This is a genomic window from Burkholderia sp. WSM2230 (assembly GCF_000472445.1).
Classification (GTDB): Bacteria; Pseudomonadota; Gammaproteobacteria; order Burkholderiales; family Burkholderiaceae; genus Paraburkholderia.
In genome coordinates, this window is record NZ_AXAJ01000002.1 from 330,119 (window position 1) to 351,868 (window position 21,750).

The window sequence follows — 21,750 nt, forward strand, 5'->3', positions numbered from 1 at the left end:
AAAGCGCGATCACCGATAAGGTGACCGCGCTTTTTCATTGGCTTTTTGATGCTTTCGGCAACGCGCCATGTGATGCGCGCACTGCTCGCCACCCAAGTCGCTTTACAGCGGCGTCAACACCGTGGGGCGCGAGCGGTTCGCCGGCTTACCCAACGTCTTTGGCACCGGCGCCAGCTCGCTGTCCAGCAGACGGGATAGCGGCTCAGCGCCGTCGAACGCTTCGGGCGGCATCGCAGCATCCGCCGACTCCAACGACGCCGGCGACGCAGGACGCCCAACGCCGTCCTTGATCCACTGTTCGCCGAGCAGGCTGTTCGGTGTCTGGCTGAAATGCTCGACAAGATGGTCGATGAACGTGCGCACCTTGGCCGGCAAATGGCGACGGCTCGGATACGCAATGTTGATCTCGACCTGCGGCAAACGGTAATCGCCAAGCAGGCGCACCAGCCGGCCGCGCGTCATGTCGCGCCCGATCAGATAGCTCGGCAGAATCGCAATGCCCATACCGAGCAGCGCGAACTGACGCAGCATCTCCGTGTTGTTCGCGACGATCACGTTCGACGGCCGCACGCGTACTTCGCCTTCGGGACCGGTAAACACGCGCTCGTCGCCCCAATATTCGGAGGGCAGACTCAGACACGGATGTTCCAGCAGATGCTCGGGACGCGTGGGTGTGCCATGCTTCTCGAGATAAGCCGGGGTGGCGCACACAGTCATGCAGCCCGTGGTCAGACGCCGCGTGACGATGCTCGCGCTGCGCATCTGCCGTGCGATCACCACGCCGACGTCGAAACCTTCTTCGACCAGATCGACCTGGCGGTCCACCAGCGTGACGTCCGGAATGACTTTGGGATAACGCTCAGCGTAGGTTTGCAGCACCGGCGCCAGGTTGTGCAAACCGAATACGACCGGCGCGACGATCCGCAAGGTGCCAACGGGTTCGTGATTTCGCGCGACCACCATCTGCTCGACGTCCTCGAGCTCGTCGAGAATCTGGCGCGCGCGTTCGAGATAAACCTGGCCGGATTCGGTCAGGGACAAACTGCGAGTTGTACGGTTGAGCAGCCGCGTACCAAGACGCCCTTCGAGGTCGGCAACGTGACGGGTGGCAACTGCGTTGGAGATATCCAGCGCGCTCGCAGCGCGGGCAAAACTGCCGAGATCCGCCACTTTGACGAAAACTCGCATCGACTGCAAATGATCCATATGACAACTCCTGCCGTGTTACGGCTTCCTGACAATTGGTGATAACCAGTGGAAGCGAACTAAGGATTCTCCTACGACTCGCGCAATCGTGCAGAAGTTGCCCGCAAAAGCGGAAATCTCGTCAATTTTTGTGCGACTGTGCGCCCAAATGTAGGGCATGACCGCTGATTGTTCCGTCAAACGAGACAATATGCTGCGGCGCAGCTTGCAACGCGTGCTTGCTCGAACAGATGGAACAGGGCTCGCCTGAGCGCCAGAGACGGCCTCAAGCCAATCGCGACCGGGCGAAAAAGAAAAGCCGCCCTAGGGCGGCTTCTGCGAAGCGTAGTGAACACTCACATGTCAAGCTGCCAGTTTGCTTTCCAACTGGCTTTTCGCTTGGGTCAACGCGGGCGGTAGCCCTTGCTGCAACGTGTCAAAGAGTTCCGAGTGCAGCGCGAGTTCGGCGCGCCAAGCCGCGTCGTCCACGGAAATGACCTGCTCGAACTGCTCGCGGCTGAAGTTCAGACCGCTCCAGTCGATGTCCTCGTAGTGCGGCGACACGCCGAACGCATGCTCCTCGCCCTGCGCCGTGCCCTCGATGCGCCCGACCATCCAGCCAAGCACGCGCATGTTCTCGCCGAAGCCCGGCCACACGAATTTGCCGTCGGCGCCCTTGCGGAACCAGTTGACGCAGAAGATTTTCGGCAGCTTCGCGTTCAGTTGCTGCAGGCGCTCACCGGTTTTCAGCCAATGGCCGAAATAGTCGCTCATGTTGTAGCCGCAGAACGGCAGCATCGCGAACGGGTCGCGCCGCACCACGCCTTGCTGGCCGGCGGCGGCTGCGGTCGTCTCCGAGCCCATGGTCGCCGCCATGTAGACGCCCTCGACCCAGTTGCGCGCCTCCGTGACGAGCGGCACCGTGGTGGAACGGCGTCCGCCGAAAATGAACGCGTCGATCGGCACGCCCGCCGGGTTTTCCCAGTCGGCGTCGATGGACGGGCATTGCGAGGCCGGCGCCGTAAAGCGCGCATTCGGATGCGCCGCCTTGCGGCCGCTCTCCTTCGCGCTCGCCGGCGTCCAGTCCTTGCCTTGCCAATCGATCAGATGCGCGGGCGGTTCGTCGGTCATGCCTTCCCACCACACGTCGCCGTCGTCGGTCAGTGCTACGTTCGTGAAGATCACGTTTTCCTTCAACGTGGCCATGGCGTTGAAGTTGGTCTTTTCACTCGTGCCGGGCGCGACGCCGAAGTAGCCAGCTTCCGGATTGATCGCGTAAAGCCGGCCGTCCTTGCCGGGTTTGATCCACGCGATATCGTCGCCGATGGTCGAGATTTTCCAGCCGTTCAGGCCTTCGGGCGGAATCAGCATCGCAAAGTTGGTTTTGCCGCACGCCGACGGGAAAGCCGCCGCCACATGGTGCTTGCGTCCCTCGGGCGAGGTCACGCCAAGAATCAGCATGTGCTCGGCAAGCCAGCCTTCGTCGCGGCCCATCGTCGATGCAATGCGCAGCGCAAAGCACTTCTTGCCGAGCAACGCGTTGCCGCCGTAGCCCGAGCCATAGCTCCAGATTTCGCGCGTTTCGGGAAAATGGACGATGTACTTGGTCGGATTGCATGGCCAGGGCACGTCTTTCGCGCCCGCTTCGAGCGGCGCGCCGACCGAGTGCACGCACGGCACGAACTCGCCGTCTTCGCCGAGCACGTCGTACACCTTGCGACCCATGCGGGTCATGATTCGCATGTTCGTGACCACGTACGGGCTGTCGCTCAGTTCCACGCCGATATGCGCGATGGGCGAGCCGAGCGGGCCCATCGAAAACGGCACCACGTACATGGTGCGGCCGCGCATTGCGCCGTCGAACAGACCGTCGAGCGTCGCGCGCATTTCGTCTGGTGCGATCCAGTTGTTGGTCGGCCCGGCGTCCTCGCGACGCTTTGCGCAAATGAACGTGCGATCCTCGACGCGCGCGACGTCGGAAGGATCGGACCAGGCAAGATAGGAGTTCGGACGTTTCGCGGGATTGAGCTTCTTGAGCGTGCCGGCTTCGACCATCTGCGCGCACAGGCGGTCGTACTCTTCCTGCGAGCCGTCGCACCAGACGATCTTGTCCGGTCTGGTCATAGCGGCAACGCGCTGGACCCAGTCGATCAGTTTTCGATGTTTGACCCACGCTGGCGCTTCTACCGACGCTTTGGCTGTGGGATGTGCCTCGAATGATGGAAGATTCATCGACTTGTCTCCGTTTGTGGGATTGGAAAACGGTACAAGCCCGGCGATGCTGCATGCGAGAGACGTTCAATTGATTGCGCCGGTTTCTACAAACCGACGCGCAATTGCGCAGGTCATCACGGGCTTCAACGCAGCTTGTCCGGCCAAGGCGCATGGGACGGGCGTCTGCAACCGTCTGTAAAGCGGCTTGCCTCAACACGCAACAAACTGTTAAAAACGATGTCAATCGGCCTTGCCGTAACGCTGTCGTTCTACGCGGCAGTTTCTACGGTAAGGCATTCAGCCAGACCGGCATGTGACCTGGGTCACATGATGGGACAGTCAGCATAACACTCCGTTCCGCACCGCCATGGTGCGGCGCAAGATACATACCATGAAGATTGCCATCCTCGACGACTATCAGGACGCCGTACGCAAGCTCGACTGCTTTCAACTGCTCGCCGATCACGAAGTCAAAGTTTTCAACAACACCGTCCGGGGACTTGGTCAGCTCGCAAGCCGTCTTTCCGAAGTCGACGCGCTCGTTCTGATTCGGGAACGCACTCGCATCAGCTCGCAATTGCTCGATAAACTGCCTCGTTTGCGCATGATCAGCCAGACAGGCAAAGTCTCCAGCCATATCGATCTGGCCGCCTGTACCGAGCGCGGCATCGCCGTGCTTGAAGGCAGCGGTTCGCCCATCGCGCCGGCCGAGCTCACGTGGGCTCTCATCATGGCGGCGCAGCGACGCATTCCGCAATACGTAGCGAACCTTAAGCAGGGAGCCTGGCAGCAGTCGGGTCTTAAGACGTCCGCGTTGCCGCCTAACTTCGGCCTAGGCCAGGTGTTACGCGGTCAGACATTGGGCATCTGGGGCTATGGGAAGATAGGGCGGCTCGTGGCCGGCTACGGCAAGGCCTTCGGCATGAACGTGCTGATCTGGGGCCGCGAGCATTCGCGCGAAGCCGCTCGCGAAGACGGCTACGGCGTCGCGGAAAGCCGCGAAGCGTTGTTCGAGCAGAGCGACGTGCTGTCGCTGCATCTTCGTCTGCACGACGACACGCGCGGCATCGTCAAGCAGGAAGATCTGATGCGCATGAAGCCGACCGCGTTGCTCGTCAACACGAGCCGCGCCGAGTTGCTCGACGAAAACGCGCTCGTCAATGCGCTATCACACAATCGCCCGGGCATGGTCGCGGTCGACGTGTATGAAAGCGAGCCCATCCTGCAAGGCTATAGCCTGCTGCGCATGGAGAACGTGATCTGCACGCCGCACATTGGCTATGTGGAGCGCGAGAGCTATGAGCTGTACTTCAGCGCGGCCTTCAAGAACATTCTGGCTTTTGATGCCGGCGACACGGCCAGCGTCGCGAATCCGGAAGCGTTGCAGGGCGGACGCCGGCGCTAGGCGTCAGGCCTCGAGCCTCAAGCGGCGAATTCCAGCAGATCGGGCATGCGTTCGAGGAAGGTCTCGCCGTCCGCGCGGCCGAGGTTGTATGCATGCACCATCTGCGAGGGGCTCGTATAGTCCCAGCTCGAGATCGGCACTTTGCGCGACGGCTGTACATAGAGCCGTTGCTGCACGCCATGCGGCACGACGAACATCTGCGGCCGCGGATAAAGACGCGTGACCATGACGAGCACGTTGCCGGGCGCGTCGGCGTCGAGCGCGCCGACGGGCACGTTGTCGACCATGCCGCCGTCGAGCACCGGCCGCCCGTTGCGCCGCAAGACCGGCGTGAAAGGCGGCGTGCTCGACGATTGCAGGATCAGATCGGCGAGATCTTCGACAGTCGCACAATCCTGAGCGCGCACGAATTCCGGATGGAAACCGAGCGTCTGGCCGAGCGTGGGGTGCAGCGTCTTGCGCACATATTTTTCGATGTTGTACGCGATGAGGCCCGCGGCCACCGCGCTGCGCGCGCCGAGCCAACGCGGCAGATGCGAAACGCCGATGCGGATCTCAGGCGCCTCGGCAAGCGAGGAAAACTTCTCGCCGTAGATGTCGAGCAGCGCCTGCCGATAGATGCGGTAATGCGGAAACACCGACTGACCGCGCAGCAGATTGCCCCAGTAGGCGTTGCGCGAGTTGTGACGCAGCGCGTCTTCGTAATAGCGCATGACCCATTCGGAATCGCGCGTGTAGAGCATGCACGCGGTGGCCGCGCCCGCGGATATGCCGGCGATCACACGTGGACGAATGTGCAACTCCGGCTGCACGACGTCCCAGAAACCCGCCTGCCACCAGCAGCGATTGCCGCCGCCGGCGAATACGACCTGATCGAACATCCTGTTTTGTCCTTGGTGGCTTGTCTTGTGTCGCGAGGCGGCGGCTTATTCGAGCAACGCGTAAGTCGTGGTTGCGTGGACCGCCATATTGCCGGTCTCGTCGAACAGTTCCACTTCACCAAATACCAGATTGCGGCCCAAGCGAAGCACGCGCGCGGTGACCAGCACATCGCCCTTGCGCACCGCGCGCATGAAACTGATGTTCAGCGATACGGTGGTCATCGGCTTGAAGCCGCCGAGCGCGGCCGTAATGGCGACGATCATCGCGGTGTCTGCGGCGGCCATGAACACCTGACCGCAGATCACGCCGCCGGAGTGACGCAGCGCGCCGGCAAACGGCAGGCGCAGCGTCGCGCTTTCTGCATCGGCTTTGACGGGAGTCAGCGCAAGTTCGCGGACCCATGGCGCGAGGATGCGGTCGAGCAGTTCGGTAGTCTCTTTGTCGTCCATGGCGATTTCCGTCGAAAGCCGCGTGGGATATAAGCGGCAAGTGTCCGCGACATGATACCGGGACGCCCGACGCAACGCCTTTTTGAAGGCACGGCTTTCGTTGAGGAATGGCTCGAGCGGGGGCGGCGGTTTTTTTAAGAAATCTGGGAAAGGGGCTTGGCAAGCCGGAAAACATGCTGCATAATTTCGCTTCTGTTGGGGCGTTAGCTCAGTTGGTAGAGCAGCGGACTCTTAATCCGTAGGTCGAGTGTTCGAGTCACTCACGCCCCACCAAAGAATTCAAAGGCCGGTTAGCGAAAGCTGACCGGCCTTTTTGCTTTTGGCCCACGCGCCACCCCTCATCGCATTCCTCCCCCGCACATTTCCCCGCGCCCAAGGTTACCGATGCGTAACGAATTATTGCGAACTATTATCATCCGTGTAATGATACTGATTCTCATTTGAGAACATGAGAATAAGACGATGGGTCCATCGCCCTTGCCGCCGGCAGTCCACCTGCCGGTGCTGCACGGACGTTGGCGTCCGTCGAGTCAGAACAATAGCGACAACGACAGGGTATCGAGATGTTCCGAAACACGCCTCTCGCGGCGGCCGTTCTGGTCGCGTTCGCGACGCCGCTTTACGCTCAAACGACAGCAACGCCCGCGACCGGCGCACCGCCCGCGTCATCCACTTCGACTCCGAGTTCCACTCCGACCGCCAGCCAGAACGCAGACAGCGCCACACTGCCCGCCGTCAAGGTGACGGGTCAGAACGGCGCGCCGGCGGAATTCGCCGCTGACGTCTCGAGCGTCGGCGCAAAAGTGCCGACCGCGCTGCGCGACATTCCGCAAGCCGCCGTCGTGGTGCCGAAGTCGGTGCTGCAATCGCAGGCCGCGAGTTCGTTCACCGACGCGCTGCGCAACGTGCCAGGCATCACCATCGGCGCCGCGGAAGGCGGGCAGATCGGCAACAACATCAACCTGCGCGGCTTCTCAGCGCGCACCGACATCTACCTCGACGGTTTCCGCGACCGCGGCCAGTACTACCGCGACACATTCAACCTCGAATCGATCGACGTGCTGTACGGCCCGTCGTCGCTCTACTTCGGGCGCGGTTCGACGGGCGGCGTGATCAACCAGGTCAGCAAGCAGCCCACGCTCAAGCCGCGCGCGGACGTGTCCGTGCAAGCGGGCACGCACGACCGCTACCGCACCACCGTCGACCTGAACACGCCGATCACGTCGACGTCCGCATTCCGGATCAACGCGTTCGGTCAGGACCTCGGTTCCTCGCGCGACGTGATGAAGAGCAAGGACTACGGCGTCGCGCCCGAGGTCAAATTCGGCATTGGCACGCCGACGGAAATCACCCTCTCCGCGCTGATTCAGCACAACCGCGATCAGCCGGACTACGGCATTCCCGCGCTCAACGGCCACCCGGCGCCGGTGAATCGCGGCACGTTCTACGGCTTCACTGACGACCGCACGATCCAGGACGTGCAAACGCTCAACGCCCGCATCGAACACCGCTTCAACGACAACCTGAAACTGCGCAATCAGACGCAGTTCAGCCACTACAGCACGGAAGCGCGCGCGACCAATGCGGCCTCGGTGTTGACCGGTCCGCTGCCGACGTCGACTGCTCTCGCCAACGGCAACTACACGGCCATCGATCCGTCGAAGCTGTTCGTGAAGCTGCAAGGCAAGGACCGCAACATCAACGATCATTCGGTCTACAACTCGACCGACATCGAAGCGAAGTTCAACACCGGTTTCATCAAGCATGAAGTCGTCGCGGGCGTGGATCTGAGCCACGAGACGTACAGCAACCAGAGCTTCGCGACCACGACGCCGGGCTTGCCGTCGAACACGATTGCGATCGTGCCGCTGGTCGATCCCACCTACACGACGCGTCCGTCGAATGCAAAAACGGTTGCGACGAATCTCGCGGAATCGAGCGCGAACGGCCTCGGCGTCTATGCGAACGACACCGTTTCCATCGGCGAACACTGGAAGGTTGTGGGCGGCCTGCGCTGGGACCGCTATGAGGCGTCGATTCACAACTCGATCAATGCGCCTTCCTACGCGACGCAGACGAACTACTTTACGAGCGTGCGCGGCGGCGTGATCTGGCAGCCGACCGACTGGCAGTCCTATTACGTGTCGTACGGCACGTCGTTCAATCCGTCGCTCGAAGCGCTCACGCTCACGAACAGGCAGCAGAATCTGCCGCCGGAGCACAACAAGTCGTACGAAGTCGGCGCGAAGTGGGATCTGCTGGGCGGCGGGCTGTCCGTGACGCAATCGCTCTTCAACATTGAGAAGACGAACGCGCGCACGCTGAATGCGGACGGCAGCTACACGCTCGACGGCGACGTCCGCGTGCGCGGCTACCAGCTCGGCGTCGCGGGCCACATCACAAACAAGTGGCAAGTGTTCGGCGGCTACACGTACATGGACGCAACGATCCTGAAGGCACTGGACGGCACCGCCGGCAAAACGCCCGCGAACACGCCGCGCAACATGCTGACGCTGTGGACCACCTACGCATTCACGCCGCATTGGGAAATTGGCGGCGGGCCGATCTACACGTCGTCGCGCTACGCGGCGAACAACAACTTCGTGCAGGTCGGCGGCTATACGCGCTGGGACGCGATGGCCGCGTATCACGCGAAAAAGTACGACGTCCAGTTCAACGTGCTGAATATCACGGACAAGAACTACTACGACGCGCTGATTCCGTCGGACGGCGGACGCGCGGTGCCCGGCAACGGCCGTACGTTCCTCGCGACGCTAAACTATCGGTTCTTCTGACCGCCGGGCGGCGAGCAAAATACGTACGCCACGCACGCCACGCGCCTTTTCGCTGCCCGCTCTGTCAGGCCTGCGAACAGGCGCGCGGTTTTGCAGCAGGAAACTCCAACCATGATTGTCTCGATCCCCGACGTTTTCAGTCCGGCCGACGCCGCCGCAATGCGCGCCCAACTCGAGGCGGCCACCGGCTCGTGGGTGGACGGTCGGGCGACGGCCGGCTATCAGGGCGCGCCCGTCAAGCGCAACCAGCAGATCGCGGAAGGCTCGCCGATCGCGCTGGAAATGGGCGACAGAATCCTCGCGGCGCTCGAGCGGCATCCGCTTTTCATCAGCGCCGCGCTGCCGAACAAGGTTTATCCGCCGCTCTTTAACCGCTATGAAGGCGGCATGCATTTCGGCAGCCATGTCGACGGCGCCATTCGCCTCGTGCCCGGCAGCGGCGCGCGCGTGCGTACCGATCTGTCCGTCACGCTCTTCCTCACGCCGCCCGACGAATACGACGGCGGCGAACTGCTGATCGAAGACACGTTCGGCATGCAGGAAGTCAAATTGCCGGCCGGGCATGCCATCGTTTACCCGGGCACGAGCCTGCATCAGGTGCGGCCGGTGACGCGCGGCGCACGCGTGTCGAGCTTCTTCTGGGTGCAAAGCCTCGTACGCGACGACACGCAGCGCGCGATGCTGTTCGATCTGGACGGCGCGATCCAGCGCCTTAACGCGTCGAACGCGGACGACGCCGCCCGGCGCACGCTCGTCGGCTGCTATCACAACCTGCTGCGCATGTGGAGCGAAACCTGATTCGCAGACGCGGCGGATTCGCCCTGCATGCTGGCTAGAGCGGCGCGCGTTTTTGTCCTACGCTTTAAGCGCGACGCGTGGCGCATCCGGGTGTTTGCGCAGCACAGCAATCTGCGAAGACGCCCGCCTTCACGCGCGCAAGGTCCTCCCGCACCAAGACCGTAAAGGCGGCTGGAGGCTGATCGAGAGGCAAGCAATCGCCTGATCAAACGTTCAGGCAGCCCGGGGGATCGCGGCTCAGCGAGTCGGCGCACCTCCCCGGCGCGTTCTCACGGAGGATGACGATGTCGATTCGACTTGGAGAGGAAGCTCCGGATTTCACCGCGGAAACCACCGAAGGCACCATCCGTTTTCACGAATGGATCGGCGACCAGTGGGCGGTTCTGTTTTCGCATCCTAAGGACTTCACGCCCGTCTGCACCACTGAGCTTGGATACATGGCCGGCCTCAAGCCGGAATTCGAAAAGCGCAATACGAAAATCATCGGCCTGAGTGTCGACCCCGTCAGCGATCATCAGAAGTGGGTGAAGGATATTGAAGAAACGCAGGGCCACGCAGTCAATTACCCGCTGATCGGCGACGCCGATCTGAATGTCGCAAAGCTCTACGACATGATTCACCCGAATGCCAGCGGCGGCACGCGCACCGCGGCGGACAACGCTACGGTTCGCTCGGTGTTCATCATCGGGCCGGACAAGAAGGTCAAGGCGATGCTCGTGTATCCGATGAGTTCCGGGCGCAATTTCGACGAAGTGCTGCGTCTGCTTGATTCGCTGCAACTGAACGCGAAACATGCGGTCGCCACGCCCGTGAACTGGAAACCGGGGGACGATGTCATCATTCCGACATCCGTCTCGAACGATGATGCGGCGAAGAAATACCCCGAAGGCTTCAAAACCCTGAAGCCGTATTTGCGGTACGTTGCGCAGCCACGGTGAGATCGCGGCGCAGTGAAGCCGGGCGCCCCCGCGCGCCCGGTTCTCGCGACGGTGCGCGCCACGGAGACAAACCTTGCTGATCTTCCGCCAACTGATCGACCCGCAATCGTCCACCTACACCTATCTTCTTGCCGACAGCGCGACGCGGGAAGCGGTCCTTATCGACCCCGTATTCGAGCAGGTGCGCCGCGACAGCGCGCTCATCCAGGAACTGGGGCTGCGCCTCCGTTATACGATCGACACCCATGTGCATGCCGATCACGTGACGGGCGCATGGATGATGAAACGCCGTACAGGTAGCGAGATCGCGATATCGTCAGCAAGCGGCGCGCAAGGCGCCGACCGCTACCTGAATCACGGCGACCGATGCGAGTTCGGTACGCGTTACCTCGAAGTGCGCGCGACGCCGGGGCATACGAACGGCTGCATCAGCCTCGCACTCGACGACGGCACGATGATGTTCACCGGCGACTGTCTGCTGATTCGCGGCACAGGGCGCACCGATTTCCAGCACGGCGATGCCCGCGCGATGTTCCGCGCAATCCACGGGCGGATTTTCAGTCAGCCGGACACATGCCTGCTGTATCCGGCTCACGACTATCGCGGCTTGACGGTCACAAGCGTCGGCGAAGAGCGGCGCTTCAATCCGCGGCTTGGCGGCGAGCTGTGCGAAGACGATTTCGTCGGCTACGTGACGAACCTTCGGCTGCCGCATCCAAAGCAGATTGACATTGCGGTGCCGGCGAACCTGAAATGCGGCGAGGCGGCGAGCGACCCGACGCAGGCCGTCGAGCCGGATTGGGCACCGCTCGTCTACACATTCGCGGGAATCTGGGAAATCGGCCCGCAATGGCTAGAGGACAATCTGCGTTCAGTGCAGATCGTCGACGTGCGCGAGCCCGACGAGTTCAACGGGCCGCTTGGCCGCATTCCTCGCGCACAGCTCATTTCGCTCGGCAATCTGGCCGCACGCGCCGCCGAGCTGGACAAAGAGCGCCCCATCGTAACCGTGTGCCGCGCGGGCGGCCGTTCGGCGCAAGCCACGGTGATCCTGCGCCAGGCCGGATTCAACGAAGTCGCGAACCTCGCGGGCGGCATGCTGCGCTGGCGTGCGGAGAGCCGCGTCGTGGAAAACGGCAGCATGTAGCTCACATAGCAATTTCCTTCAATACACCCTGCTCCGCCGCCGATACCGTTCAAGCGCGTCAATCCTGCGCATTCACGTATCGAGGCACTGATGTCCGCTTTGCTTTCCATGGCCGCGTTCGCGCTGGCTTCGTCAATTTCGCCAGGCCCCGTTAACGTCGTCGCGTTGAGCGCCGGCGCGCAGCACGGCTTCGCCGCCAGCCTGCGTCACGTCAGCGGCGCGACCGTCGGCTTTACGTTGCTGCTTCTGCTTGTTGGCCTCGGGCTGCATGAACTGCTCACGCATGTGCCCGCTCTCGTTGACCTCGTCAAATGGGCTGGCGTGGCTTTTCTGCTGTACATGGCCTACAAACTCGCCGTCGACGACGGCCGGCTCGGCGCCGACACGCCGTCGCGCGGCCCATCGTTCGCGTACGGCGCGGCGATGCAATGGTTGAATCCGAAGGCATGGCTCGCGTCGCTGGCCGGCATGGGCGCCTATGCAGCCGACGGCGACGGCAAGCTCGTCTGGCAATTTGCGGTGATTTACTTCGTGATCTGCTATGTGTCGATTGCGAGCTGGGCGTATGCCGGCACGTTCCTGCGCAAGTATCTACATGCGCCGCGGCGTGTGAGGCTGTTCAACAGGGTCATGGCTGCGTTGCTTGGTGCCAGCGCGTTGTACCTGGTTGCGTTTTGATGCGTCGCGACGCTGCGGTGTGGTGGGCACGGTGCGGGCTCGCGTAGGCGCGAAAAGCAGACGCTGGCGCGAACGCGGACGCACGTTCCAGCGCGAACGCGGACGCGGGCCTGAACGCGGCCGCGCTCAACTACGATACTGCCCGGGTGTCGCTGCGACCAACCGCTTGAAGGTGCGCTGCAAATGCGCCTGATCGGCAAAGCCCGCGTCGAGCGCGACCTCGGCAATCAGGCGGCCGCGCCGGAGTTGAGCGCGGCTGTATTGAATCCGGCGATTGATCAGATATGCGTGCGGCGTCATGCCATAGCGCTCTTTAAATGCGCGAATCAGATGTGACGCCGACAGGCCCGCCGCCTCGCATATGTCCTCGAGCCTGAGCGCCAGCGTGCAATTGTCGGCGATGAATTCGGCCGCACGCGCGAGCTGACGGCTCGCGTCGTCGTCGCAAAGAGGAGCACGGTTCAGGCGCTGCTGTACTTCCGTGAAGAACGTCACCGCTGCGCTTTGCTTGTGCAGCACATCGGTATCGCTGTCGACGAGAATGCCGTGCAGCCAGTTGAGGCCGTCGAACAGTGCGGCGTCTGTGGTCATGGTCTGCGAGAACGCGCGAAACGCGCGGTTCGCGCTGAAGCCAAGCTCGTGTTGCAGACCCGTGAGCCACGCCACGTCGACGTGAAGCATGCGATACGACCAGCGCTCGTCGGCGACTGGATTGCATGCATGCACGTCGTCGGGATTCATCAGAACCACCGCGCCCGCGCCGATCCACTCGCGCGCGTGGCGATTCACGTACACGCTGCGCCCGCCGGTGACGGCGCCGATGGAAAAGCTCTCGTGAGAATGCTTCGCGTAGCAGACGTCGCGACCGTCTTCGATGGAGCGCGCCTCGATGTATGGCAACGCCTCGCTGCGCCAGAAACGCGGCTCGCTTGCGCGCTTTGCCTGAGCGCTTGCGCGGTTCACGTGAGTTATCGCCGCTGTCGTCGTGCTCATTTGCGCGCCTCCGGTGTGCGTAAACCTCGCAGAAGGACGCAGCCCAGAGCCGCAACCTCGCGAGGCCACTTATCGTAGCCGTCAAACGCGCAACCAACAAGCTGGACTCATGCGCTGCTCAGTCCGCACACCGCCAGTCTCAAACGCCTACTTCGCGGAAACGTCGATATTGCCGAGGTATTTCGTCGCGAGTGTCTTCACGGTGCCGTCAGCCTGCACCTTTGCGATCGCCGCATTCAGGCGCTCGCGCAACGCCGTATCGCCTTTGCGAATGCCATATGCGATACCGCTGCCGAGAATCCTGTCGTCGCGCACCGGCTGTCCGACGAACGCGTAGTCTTTGCCGTTCGGCTTCGACAGAAAGCCGGTTTGTCCCGCGGGCGCGAGCACGAGCGTTGCGTCGAGACGCCCCGCGACGAGGTCCGTATAGACCTGATTCTGGTCCTGATACGCTACGACGGTCACGCCCGCCGGCTCCCAATGCGTCTTCGCAAACGTCTCCTGAATCGACGCCTGCAACACGCCTACGCGTTTGCCCTTCAGCGCCTCGGCGCTCGGCAGGAGACCGCTGTCGCGCTTTGCAATGAGTTGCGTCGGCACACGGTAGACGACCGTCGTGAAGTCGATTGTCTGGCGACGCTGCTCGGTCGCATTCATTGCCGAATTGATCGCGTCGAATTTGCGGCCCTGCAATGCGGGGATCAGACCGTCGAACGACGTCTCCACCCACTTGCACGTCATATGCGCGGCGGCGCACACCGCATTGCCGACGTCGATGTCGAGTCCTTGCAGCTCGCCGTTAGGACCTTTGGATTCGAACGGCGGGTACTGCGCTTCGAGCCCGAAACGCAGCGTCGATGTATCGGCGGCAATTGCGGCGGACGATGCCGCCACCGATGCGAAAGCGCAGGCCAGCGCCAACAAAGGCTTGAGCAGTTTCATAGCAGGTCCCTTTTCCCTTCGGTTTCGTTGTAATGCGAACACGCAGCGTGTGAATGTGAAATGGCGCGACGATCTTACTGCCTTCAAAAATACCGCTGTCGCGCGGATATGCAAGCAGTTTCAGATCTCGCACAAACGGCGCGCACCTTCAATCAACGTCGCGTCGTCCTTCGAGAAACTCAGGCGAATCAGGCCCGAATCCGTGCCGTCGCTGTAAAACGCGGACAGCGGAATGGTCGCGACGCGCGCATCGCGAATCAGGCGCAACACGAAGTCGCTGTCTTTTTCGTCGGAGAAACCGCGAAAACGCGCGAGCATGAAGAAGCTGCCCTCACTTGGCAACAGCTCGAAGCGCGACTCGCGAAGACCGTGCGCGAGCAGATCGCGCTTTTGCTGATAGAACGCTGACAAGCCGAGATAGCTTTCGCGATTCGCCAATGCATCGACGAACGCGTACTGCATGGGCGTGTCGGCGGAAAACACCATGAACTGATGTACCTTGCGAATCTCGTTCATCAGCTCGGCGGGTGCCAGGCAATAGCCGACGCGCCAACCGGTAACGTGATATGACTTGCCGAACGACGACACAATCACGCTGCGCTCGGCAAGCTCGCTGTGGCACGCCATGCTCTGGTGTTTCGCGCCGTCGAACACCACGTGCTCGTAGACTTCGTCGGCAAGAATCACGATGTCCGTGTTGCGCGTGAGCGCCTTGAGGCGTTCGATGTCGGCCTCGCTGAACACGGTGGCAGTCGGATTGTGCGGCGTGTTGGTGATGAGCATGCGCGTCTTCGGCGTGATCGCGGCGGCGACCTCGTCCCAGTCCACACGGAAATCGCTCAGCGACAGTTTGATCGGCACCGGCTTTGCGCCTTGCAGCCGGACGATGGGTCCATAGCTGTCGAACGAAGGCTCGAAGTAGATGACTTCGTCGCCCGGATGAACCAATGCGCTGATCGTCGAATAAAGACCTTCGCTCGCGCTCGCGATCACGGTCACTTCGCTTGCCGCGTCATAGCGCACGCCGTAGAGCGTTTGCACCTTGTCGGCGAGCGCTTCGCGCAGCGCCGCGATGCCCGACATGGGCGCGTACTGGTTGTGGCCAGCGCGCATTGCGTGCGCCACGCCGTCGATCAGTTTCGCATCCGGCGCGAAATTCGGCGCGCCTTGCGACAGATTCAGCGCATCGTGTTGCGCGGCCAGTTGGCCGATCACGGTAAAAATCGTCGTGCCGACGTCAGGCAATTTCGAGCGGGCTTGCATGGCGCTCTGCATATGGCTTCTCCCTATCCTCATCCGGCGGCGCACTGGCGGCGGCGAACCACGCGGCCGTCCAGTGTGCTTATGTGCCGGTTGAGTGATTAGGCATCAGCCAAAGAAGCATCACAATCGAAACTTTGTCATGCGGCGCATGCGTTTATGTCATGGCTGTAGCGCTGGCGCGGTGTTGCGTGCGAGGCGGACCGCACGCGCAGCGCGTGCCCCGACATCACGCGTCGTCCATCAACCGCACTTTGACCTTCTTGCCCTTCACCTTGCCCGCGCTCAGCTTGCGCACTGCTTCGCGCGCAATACTGCGCTCGACCGCCACATAGGTCGACATCTCGGTCACATTGATCTTGCCGATCTGCGAACCGGCGAAACCTGCCTCGCCCGTGAGCGCGCCCAGCACGTCGCCGGGACGGATCTTCTCCTTGCGGCCGCCGAGAATCTGCAGCGTTTCCATGGGCGGCAAAAGCGGCTCATTGCTCGTGGCGGTGAGTTCGGAGAGCTTGTGCCATTCGACCTCGCGCTTTTGCGCCTGTTCGATGCCGCCCACGCGCCCCATTTCGTCCATGCTGGCGAGGCTCAACGCCCAGCCTTCCTGATCGGCGCGGCCCGTGCGGCCGATGCGGTGCACATGCACTTCGGGATCGGGCGTCACGTCCACGTTGATTACCGCCTCCAGTTGCGCGATGTCGAGGCCGCGCGCGGCGACGTCGGTGGCGACCAGCACCGAACAGCTGCGATTTGCAAACTGGATCAGCACCTGGTCGCGTTCACGCTGATCGAGTTCGCCATGCAGCGCGAGCGCATGAAAACCCTGCGCACGCAGCACGTCGAGCAGATCGCGGCATTGCTGCTTCGTGTTGCAGAACGCGAGCGTGCTCACCGGACGATAGTGATTGAGCAACAGTCCAACGGCATGCAGACGCTCATCTTCGGCCACTTCATAGAAGCGTTGGCGGATCTTGGTATTGTCGTGCCGCTCGGCGAGCTTCACTTCCTTCGGATTCCGGAGGAATTTCTGACTGAGCTTGACGATGCCTTCCGGGTAAGTGGCCGAGAAAAGCAGCGTTTGCCGCTCCTTCGGACATTGCCCGACGACCGTTGCGATGTCGTCGAAGAAGCCCATATCGAGCATGCGGTCGGCTTCGTCGAGCACCAGCGTATTGAGCGATTGCAGCGACAGGCTGCCGCGCTCGAGGTGATCCATGATGCGGCCCGGCGTGCCGACCACGATATGCGCGCCATGTTCGAGGCTCGCGGTTTGCGGACGCATCGGCGTGCCGCCGCACAAGGTCAGTACCTTGATGTTTTCTTCCGCGCGCGCAAGACGCCGGATTTCCTGCGTGACCTGATCGGCGAGTTCGCGCGTCGGGCAGAGCACCATGGCCTGCACGGCGAAATTGCGCGCATCCAGACGCGCGAGCAGCGCCAACGAAAATGCCGCGGTCTTGCCGCTGCCCGTTTTCGCCTGCGCGATGAGGTCGTGGCCGGCGAGCGCAACAGGCAGACTCGCGGCCTGGATCGGCGTCATCTCGACATAGCCGAGCTGCGTGAGATTCGCGAGCGCGGCGGGCGGCAGCGGCAGTTGGCTGAACGGCGCGCCGGCCGTGATGGGACTGTTCATAAGATGATGACTCGTGATCGGCTCAAGGCTGGAAGACTGAAGACTGCAACTACTGGCGACTGCTGGCGACTACCGGCGACGACCAGACACTATTCGGCCATCGGCCCAGGCGACGGGCGGCCTTCCATCTGCTCGTACAGCACCGCGCCGTCGTCGCTTTCGAAACGCTCGACGTAATTGCGCGCGCCGCACAGCGGGCAACGGAACAGGAGCCCCTGCCCCTCGTTCTTGATGACGACGTCCGACTGCTCCCACTGCGCGCCGCAGGACTGGTTTCTACATGTAAACACGTTGTTTCTCCAACTGGATTCGATGGTTGATTCGACTGGCTGCATCAACCGAGATGCGTGTGCCGCGCACGCGGCGCGCTCACGTCCATGTCGCTGAGACCCTGCACGATGCCGCAGTCTTCTACTGCCTGTTCGCCGTGGCATTGCTCGCGCAGCGCATGCAATTGCGCCTTGAGCTGTTGCAGTTCGTCGATGCGCGTATCGACGTGCGCGATGTGCTCGTCGATCAGGTCATTGATGCCGCCGCAGCCGTTGGCCGGCGCGTCGGTCAGACGCAGCAGCGCGCGGATTTCGTCGTGCGTCATGTCAAGCGCGCGGCAATTGCGAATGAAGCGCAGCCGCTCCACGTGCCTCGCCGTATAGCTGCGGTAATTGGCCTCGGTGCGCTCCGCTTCGGGCAGCAGCCCTTCCTTCTCGTAGAAGCGGATGGTTTCGGTCGTGCAATGGGCAATTTTCGCCAATTCGCCGATTTTCATAAGCCCTCCGATACTGGCCTTGACCTTGTAGTGGCTTCAAGGTGTTTACTAGACCACAAATCGAACGAGGAAGCCACCATGCAGCATGCGCACGAGGCGAACGCCGACCACACTGGACAACCGGAAACCCACGCTGACAGGCATGAGCACGGGCATGAGCATGTGCATGAAGGTCATGCAGACGCCTCCGCACGCGCGGCCTGCTGCGGCGCTGCAGGTCATGCCCCGGCGACGTTGCGCGCAGATTTGCCCCAATCCGAAGCCGTGGCGGGCGATGTGCGCACGGCTATCCGCATCATGCAAATGGATTGTCCGACCGAAGAAGCGTTGATCCGCAAGAAGTTCAGCCGCATGTCCGAGGTGCGCAGCATGGAGTTCAATCTCATGCAGCGCGTGCTGACCGTCGTGCATGCGCCGGGTGAGCTCGACTCGATTGTCGGCGCGCTGCGCTCGCTCGACTTTACGCCCGAACTCGCGGATGCCGATTCGCAACGCGCATTGGGAGCCGCTCCGGACGCATCGCCCGCTCAGCCCAGGTCGCGGACGTGGTGGCCGCTCGCCCTCGCGGCCGTCGCTGCGGCGGCTTCAGAGGCCGCTGGCTGGCTTGGCGCGCCTGCCTGGATGGCAGCGGGTCTTGCGCTCTTTGCAATCGGCTCCTGCGGCCTTTCAACATATCGCAAGGGCTGGCTGGCCCTTCGCCACGGCAACCTCAACATCAACGCGTTGATGAGCATCGCGGTGAGCGGCGCGTTGATCCTCGGCCAATGGCCGGAAGCGGCGATGGTGATGGTGCTTTTCACCGTCGCGGAATTGATCGAGGCGAGATCGTTCGACCGGGCGCGCAACGCGATTCAGGGTTTGATGCAACTCACGCCTGAACAGGCGAGCGTGCAGCAGCCAGACGGCGAATGGCGGCTCACCGGTCTCCAGGCGATTACGCCGGGCGCGCTCGTTCGCGTGAAGCCGGGCGAGCGGATAGCGCTCGATGGTGAGATCGTCGCGGGACGCTCGAGCGTCGACCAGGCGCCGATCACCGGAGAAAGCCTGCCGGTCGACAAGAGCGTCGGCGACGCCGTGTTCGCGGGCACCATCAACCAGGCCGGCTCTTTCGATTATCGCGTGTCGGCCGCGGCCAGCAACACCACGCTCGCGCGCATCATTCATGCAGTCGAAGAGGCGCAAGGCAGCAAAGCGCCCACGCAACGTTTCGTCGATCAGTTCGCGCGTGTCTACACGCCACTGGTGTTCGCAGTCGCGCTGGCGGTCGCGCTCGTGCCGCCGCTCTTCTTCGGGGGGATGTGGCAGGCGTGGATCTACAAGGCGCTGGTGATGCTGGTGATTGCGTGTCCGTGCGCGCTCGTCGTTTCGACGCCGGTCACGATCGTTAGCGGTCTCGCGGCGGCTGCGCGCAAGGGGATTCTCATCAAGGGCGGCGTCTACCTCGAACAGGGCCGCAAGCTGAGCCGCCTTGCGTTCGATAAAACCGGCACGATCACGCATGGCAAGCCGGTGCAAACCGATTTCGCGATGCTCGCCGAAACGGATGCCGTTGCCGATGCAGACGCCGATGCAAACATCACACGCTGCCGCACGCTTGCCGCGAGTCTTGCGGCGCGTTCGGACCATCCCGTGTCGATGGCAATTGCAAGCGCCGCGCAAAAGAACGGCGTGGCAACCGTCACTGTCGATTCATTCGAATCGCTCGCCGGACGCGGCGTGCGCGGCGAGATAAACGGTCTCACGTACTGGCTCGGCAATCATCGGCTTATCGAAGAACTCGGGCGATGCTCGCCATCGCTCGAAGCACGGCTCGACGCGCTCGAGCGTCAGGGGAAAACCGTCGTACTGCTAAGCGACGCACAACGTGTGTTCGCGCTCTTCGCGGTCGCGGATACCGTCAAGGAGACGAGCCGCGCGGCTATCGCCGAACTGCATCGCGCAGGCGTCGGCACCGCCATGCTCAGCGGCGACAATCCGCACACAGCCGCGACCATTGCTGCGCAGGTCGGCATCGACGAAGCGCGCGGCAACCAGTTGCCGCAAGACAAGCTGGACGCTGTGACGCAGTGGTCGGCCGAAGGCGCGACAGTGGGCATGGTCGGCGACGGCATCAACGACGCGCCCGCGCTTGCGCGCGCCGACATCGGCTTCGCGATGGGCGCAATGGGTACCGGCACGGCGATCGAAACCGCCGACGTCGCGTTGATGGACGACGATCTGCGCAAGATTCCGCTCTTCATCCGCCTGTCGAAAGCGACGCATTTAGTGCTCGTGCAAAACATTGCGCTCGCGCTCGGCATCAAGAGCGTCTTTCTGGTGTTGACGGTGATGGGTCTCGGCACGATGTGGATGGCCGTGTTCGCCGACGTCGGTGCGAACCTGCTGGTTGTCGCGAACGGCTTGCGGCTGCTGCGCAAATGAAGCGCCGAGGACACGACGCAAGCCCACGCGCCGTTCATTGAAAGCCGCTTCGTGCGCGAACGAGCGGCTATTCGTTGCAGCGTGCGCGCCGATTGCAGCCTTCAAGGTATCCGAAGGCCGCATGCCGAAGAGCTTGCGGTAGTCCGCGGCGAACTGGCTCAAGTGCCAGAAGCCCCAGGCGGCCGCCACGTCCTGCACGGAGCGCGAATCGCGCGAGGCGTTGCAGAGATCGCGCCGCGCGCCGTTAAGGCGAAGCGCCCGCACATAATGGGCGGGCGCCATGCCGAGCACGTCCTGAAAGCAGTACTGCAAAGTGCGCCGGCTCACATGCAAACGCTCGCAAAGCTCTGGCACTCCGACCGCGCGGTCGCGATGGGCAAGCACATAATCGCGCGCTTCCGAGACGATCGACTGACGCCGCGCGCGAACCGGTATCGCAATCTGCTCAGAGGACGCGGGCAAGGCGCCTGCGTCGAACAGCGACGAAAGCACCGCGGCCTGCAGGTCGTCGCGTGCGGACGGCGACAAAGGCGCGCCGCTCGCCGCACTCCGTTCGAGAAACTCGCGCAACGAAGCACACAAACGCTGCTTGCGGTCCATGCCGATGGAGACCACCTCCCTGTCCGGCAACGCTTCGGCGAGCCCTACGTGCTCCACTTCCGCCGCGTATCGGCGCAACACGTCGCCCTTCACCACCACGCCAAAAATCTCGTAGCCCGACGATGTCAGCAGTTCGAATTCGATGCCGCCTGGACGAAACGCGAGGGCGTCGCCGCTGATCATCTGCGTATCGATGCGTCCCGAGCCGGCCTGACACGTCGGAATGCCGAACCAGTAGGCGTCTTTCTGCACCTCGCAGGTTTGCCGCAACGTGTGGCTCGTCGTTTCGACGAACACCTGCATGTGATCGAGGCACAGCTCCGTCAGGCCACCCACGAAGCTGCCCGAGGTCAGCTGATCGTAGGTCTGATGCCAGCCATGAAGGTTGCGCGCCTGTTCGTCCGCGTCATGAGCGACGCAGGTTTGCACGCGAAAGCCGGCCTGCGGTGCAGGCGATGAATGGACACCGGTGGCCAGGCTGGCGAAGCTGTCGCTGAGGGTTTCGATCGTCATGGCGATTCCGCGCGATTGATTATCGAGGAGAAAAACAAGGCAAGTGTCATGCCGGTCATGTGCGCCCAGCCACCGCACCGATTGCTCCAGCATGGGCCAGGTCCCTGTTCAATTCATGAACAGCAACAACT

At 62.5% G+C, this 21,750-nt stretch carries 18 protein-coding genes, 1 tRNA gene and 1 pseudogene; 8 read left to right on the top strand and 12 right to left on the bottom strand.

Features of this window, described 5'->3' with window-relative positions; genetic code table 11:
* Nucleotides 1–102 precede the first annotated feature (102 nt).
* Both A3AC_RS0107005 and A3AC_RS0107010 read right to left on the bottom strand, forming a co-directional pair.
* Nucleotides 103–1,206: a LysR family transcriptional regulator gene (locus tag A3AC_RS0107005; RefSeq protein WP_025598066.1), complete on the bottom strand. Its 1,104-nt coding sequence runs from the start codon at nt 1,204–1,206 to the stop codon at nt 103–105.
* Nucleotides 1,207–1,548: 342 nt separating this feature from the next.
* Nucleotides 1,549–3,417: a phosphoenolpyruvate carboxykinase (GTP) gene (locus tag A3AC_RS0107010; RefSeq protein ID WP_025598067.1), complete on the bottom strand. Its 1,869-nt coding sequence runs from the start codon at nt 3,415–3,417 to the stop codon at nt 1,549–1,551.
* 373 nt (nt 3,418–3,790) lie between these two features.
* On the opposite strand from A3AC_RS0107010, the gene A3AC_RS0107015 reads away from it, so the two are divergent.
* Nucleotides 3,791–4,804: a D-2-hydroxyacid dehydrogenase family protein gene (locus A3AC_RS0107015; RefSeq protein WP_025598068.1), complete on the top strand. Its 1,014-nt coding sequence runs from the start codon at nt 3,791–3,793 to the stop codon at nt 4,802–4,804.
* A gap of 17 nt (nt 4,805–4,821) precedes the next feature.
* Here the strand turns inward: A3AC_RS0107015 and A3AC_RS0107020 are convergent, their stop codons facing one another.
* Nucleotides 4,822–5,685: a patatin-like phospholipase family protein gene (locus A3AC_RS0107020; protein WP_025598069.1), complete on the bottom strand. Its 864-nt coding sequence runs from the start codon at nt 5,683–5,685 to the stop codon at nt 4,822–4,824.
* A 45-nt stretch (nt 5,686–5,730) separates the two neighbouring features.
* Nucleotides 5,731–6,135: a PaaI family thioesterase gene (locus A3AC_RS0107025; protein WP_025598070.1), complete on the bottom strand. Its 405-nt coding sequence runs from the start codon at nt 6,133–6,135 to the stop codon at nt 5,731–5,733.
* 197 nt (nt 6,136–6,332) lie between these two features.
* Between A3AC_RS0107025 and A3AC_RS0107030 the strand changes: the two genes are divergently transcribed.
* The 6 genes from A3AC_RS0107030 (at nt 6,333) to A3AC_RS0107055 (ending at nt 12,491) form a co-directional block, all read left to right on the top strand.
* Nucleotides 6,333–6,408 (top strand) — tRNA-Lys (locus tag A3AC_RS0107030).
* Between the two features lie 290 nt (nt 6,409–6,698).
* A complete protein-coding gene (locus A3AC_RS0107035) occupies nt 6,699–8,930 on the top strand; it encodes a TonB-dependent receptor (RefSeq protein ID WP_025598071.1) in 2,232 nt (743 codons plus the stop codon).
* 111 nt (nt 8,931–9,041) lie between these two features.
* Nucleotides 9,042–9,728: a Fe2+-dependent dioxygenase gene (locus A3AC_RS0107040; protein WP_025598072.1), complete on the top strand. Its 687-nt coding sequence runs from the start codon at nt 9,042–9,044 to the stop codon at nt 9,726–9,728.
* Nucleotides 9,729–10,012: 284 nt separating this feature from the next.
* A complete protein-coding gene (locus A3AC_RS0107045; RefSeq protein WP_025598073.1) occupies nt 10,013–10,666 on the top strand; it encodes a peroxiredoxin in 654 nt (217 codons plus the stop codon).
* 76 nt (nt 10,667–10,742) lie between these two features.
* Entirely contained in the window at nt 10,743–11,813 is a 1,071-nt protein-coding gene (locus A3AC_RS0107050) for a rhodanese-like domain-containing protein (protein ID WP_025598074.1), read from the top strand.
* A 90-nt stretch (nt 11,814–11,903) separates the two neighbouring features.
* Nucleotides 11,904–12,491: a LysE family translocator gene (locus tag A3AC_RS0107055; RefSeq protein ID WP_025598075.1), complete on the top strand. Its 588-nt coding sequence runs from the start codon at nt 11,904–11,906 to the stop codon at nt 12,489–12,491.
* 126 nt (nt 12,492–12,617) lie between these two features.
* On the opposite strand, the gene A3AC_RS0107060 is transcribed toward A3AC_RS0107055, so the two are convergent.
* The 7 genes from A3AC_RS0107060 to A3AC_RS31160 form a co-directional block, all read right to left on the bottom strand.
* Complete coding sequence (locus A3AC_RS0107060) at nt 12,618–13,484, bottom strand: AraC family transcriptional regulator (RefSeq protein ID WP_035474855.1); 867 nt, start codon at nt 13,482–13,484, stop codon at nt 12,618–12,620.
* A 147-nt stretch (nt 13,485–13,631) separates the two neighbouring features.
* Nucleotides 13,632–14,426, bottom strand: coding sequence for an ABC transporter substrate-binding protein (locus A3AC_RS0107065; RefSeq protein WP_025598077.1), 795 nt, complete (start codon nt 14,424–14,426; stop codon nt 13,632–13,634).
* Between the two features lie 120 nt (nt 14,427–14,546).
* Nucleotides 14,547–15,701, bottom strand: a complete 1,155-nt coding sequence (locus A3AC_RS0107070; protein WP_025598078.1) for a pyridoxal phosphate-dependent aminotransferase — start codon at nt 15,699–15,701, stop codon at nt 14,547–14,549.
* Between the two features lie 214 nt (nt 15,702–15,915).
* Nucleotides 15,916–17,319, bottom strand: coding sequence for an ATP-dependent RNA helicase DbpA (gene dbpA / locus A3AC_RS0107075; RefSeq protein ID WP_025598079.1), 1,404 nt, complete (start codon nt 17,317–17,319; stop codon nt 15,916–15,918).
* A gap of 89 nt (nt 17,320–17,408) precedes the next feature.
* Complete coding sequence (locus A3AC_RS0107080; RefSeq protein WP_025598080.1) at nt 17,409–17,609, bottom strand: hypothetical protein; 201 nt, start codon at nt 17,607–17,609, stop codon at nt 17,409–17,411.
* A 44-nt stretch (nt 17,610–17,653) separates the two neighbouring features.
* Nucleotides 17,654–18,085, bottom strand: coding sequence for a Cd(II)/Pb(II)-responsive transcriptional regulator (gene cadR / locus A3AC_RS0107085; RefSeq protein ID WP_025598081.1), 432 nt, complete (start codon nt 18,083–18,085; stop codon nt 17,654–17,656).
* A 48-nt stretch (nt 18,086–18,133) separates the two neighbouring features.
* Nucleotides 18,134–18,262: a hypothetical protein gene (locus tag A3AC_RS31160; RefSeq protein WP_269663535.1), complete on the bottom strand. Its 129-nt coding sequence runs from the start codon at nt 18,260–18,262 to the stop codon at nt 18,134–18,136.
* A gap of 69 nt (nt 18,263–18,331) precedes the next feature.
* Between A3AC_RS31160 and A3AC_RS0107090 the strand changes: the two genes are divergently transcribed.
* Entirely contained in the window at nt 18,332–20,506 is a 2,175-nt protein-coding gene (locus A3AC_RS0107090) for a heavy metal translocating P-type ATPase (protein WP_232231910.1), read from the top strand.
* Between the two features lie 51 nt (nt 20,507–20,557).
* Here the strand turns inward: A3AC_RS0107090 and A3AC_RS0107095 are convergent.
* Nucleotides 20,558–21,619, bottom strand: a pseudogene (locus A3AC_RS0107095) (helix-turn-helix domain-containing protein); the annotation flags it as partial.
* Nucleotides 21,620–21,750 lie beyond the last annotated feature (131 nt).

Excerpts from the sequence above, each read along its gene's own strand:
- A3AC_RS0107005 (WP_025598066.1), bottom strand. The coding sequence starts at position 1,206 with ATGGATCATTTGCAGTCGATGCGAGTTTTCGTCAAAGTGGCGGATCTC.
- A3AC_RS0107010 (WP_025598067.1), bottom strand. The coding sequence starts at position 3,417 with ATGAATCTTCCATCATTCGAGGCACATCCCACAGCCAAAGCGTCGGTA.
- A3AC_RS0107015 (WP_025598068.1), top strand. The coding sequence starts at position 3,791 with ATGAAGATTGCCATCCTCGACGACTATCAGGACGCCGTACGCAAGCTC.
- A3AC_RS0107020 (WP_025598069.1), bottom strand. The coding sequence starts at position 5,685 with ATGTTCGATCAGGTCGTATTCGCCGGCGGCGGCAATCGCTGCTGGTGG.
- A3AC_RS0107025 (WP_025598070.1), bottom strand. The coding sequence starts at position 6,135 with ATGGACGACAAAGAGACTACCGAACTGCTCGACCGCATCCTCGCGCCA.
- A3AC_RS0107035 (WP_025598071.1), top strand. The coding sequence starts at position 6,699 with ATGTTCCGAAACACGCCTCTCGCGGCGGCCGTTCTGGTCGCGTTCGCG.
- A3AC_RS0107040 (WP_025598072.1), top strand. The coding sequence starts at position 9,042 with ATGATTGTCTCGATCCCCGACGTTTTCAGTCCGGCCGACGCCGCCGCA.
- A3AC_RS0107045 (WP_025598073.1), top strand. The coding sequence starts at position 10,013 with ATGTCGATTCGACTTGGAGAGGAAGCTCCGGATTTCACCGCGGAAACC.
- A3AC_RS0107055 (WP_025598075.1), top strand. The coding sequence starts at position 11,904 with ATGTCCGCTTTGCTTTCCATGGCCGCGTTCGCGCTGGCTTCGTCAATT.
- A3AC_RS0107060 (WP_035474855.1), bottom strand. The coding sequence starts at position 13,484 with ATGAGCACGACGACAGCGGCGATAACTCACGTGAACCGCGCAAGCGCT.
- A3AC_RS0107065 (WP_025598077.1), bottom strand. The coding sequence starts at position 14,426 with ATGAAACTGCTCAAGCCTTTGTTGGCGCTGGCCTGCGCTTTCGCATCG.
- A3AC_RS0107070 (WP_025598078.1), bottom strand. The coding sequence starts at position 15,701 with ATGCAGAGCGCCATGCAAGCCCGCTCGAAATTGCCTGACGTCGGCACG.
- dbpA (WP_025598079.1), bottom strand. The coding sequence starts at position 17,319 with ATGAACAGTCCCATCACGGCCGGCGCGCCGTTCAGCCAACTGCCGCTG.
- cadR (WP_025598081.1), bottom strand. The coding sequence starts at position 18,085 with ATGAAAATCGGCGAATTGGCGAAAATTGCCCATTGCACGACCGAAACC.
- A3AC_RS31160 (WP_269663535.1), bottom strand. The coding sequence starts at position 18,262 with ATGACCTTCATGCACATGCTCATGCCCGTGCTCATGCCTGTCAGCGTG.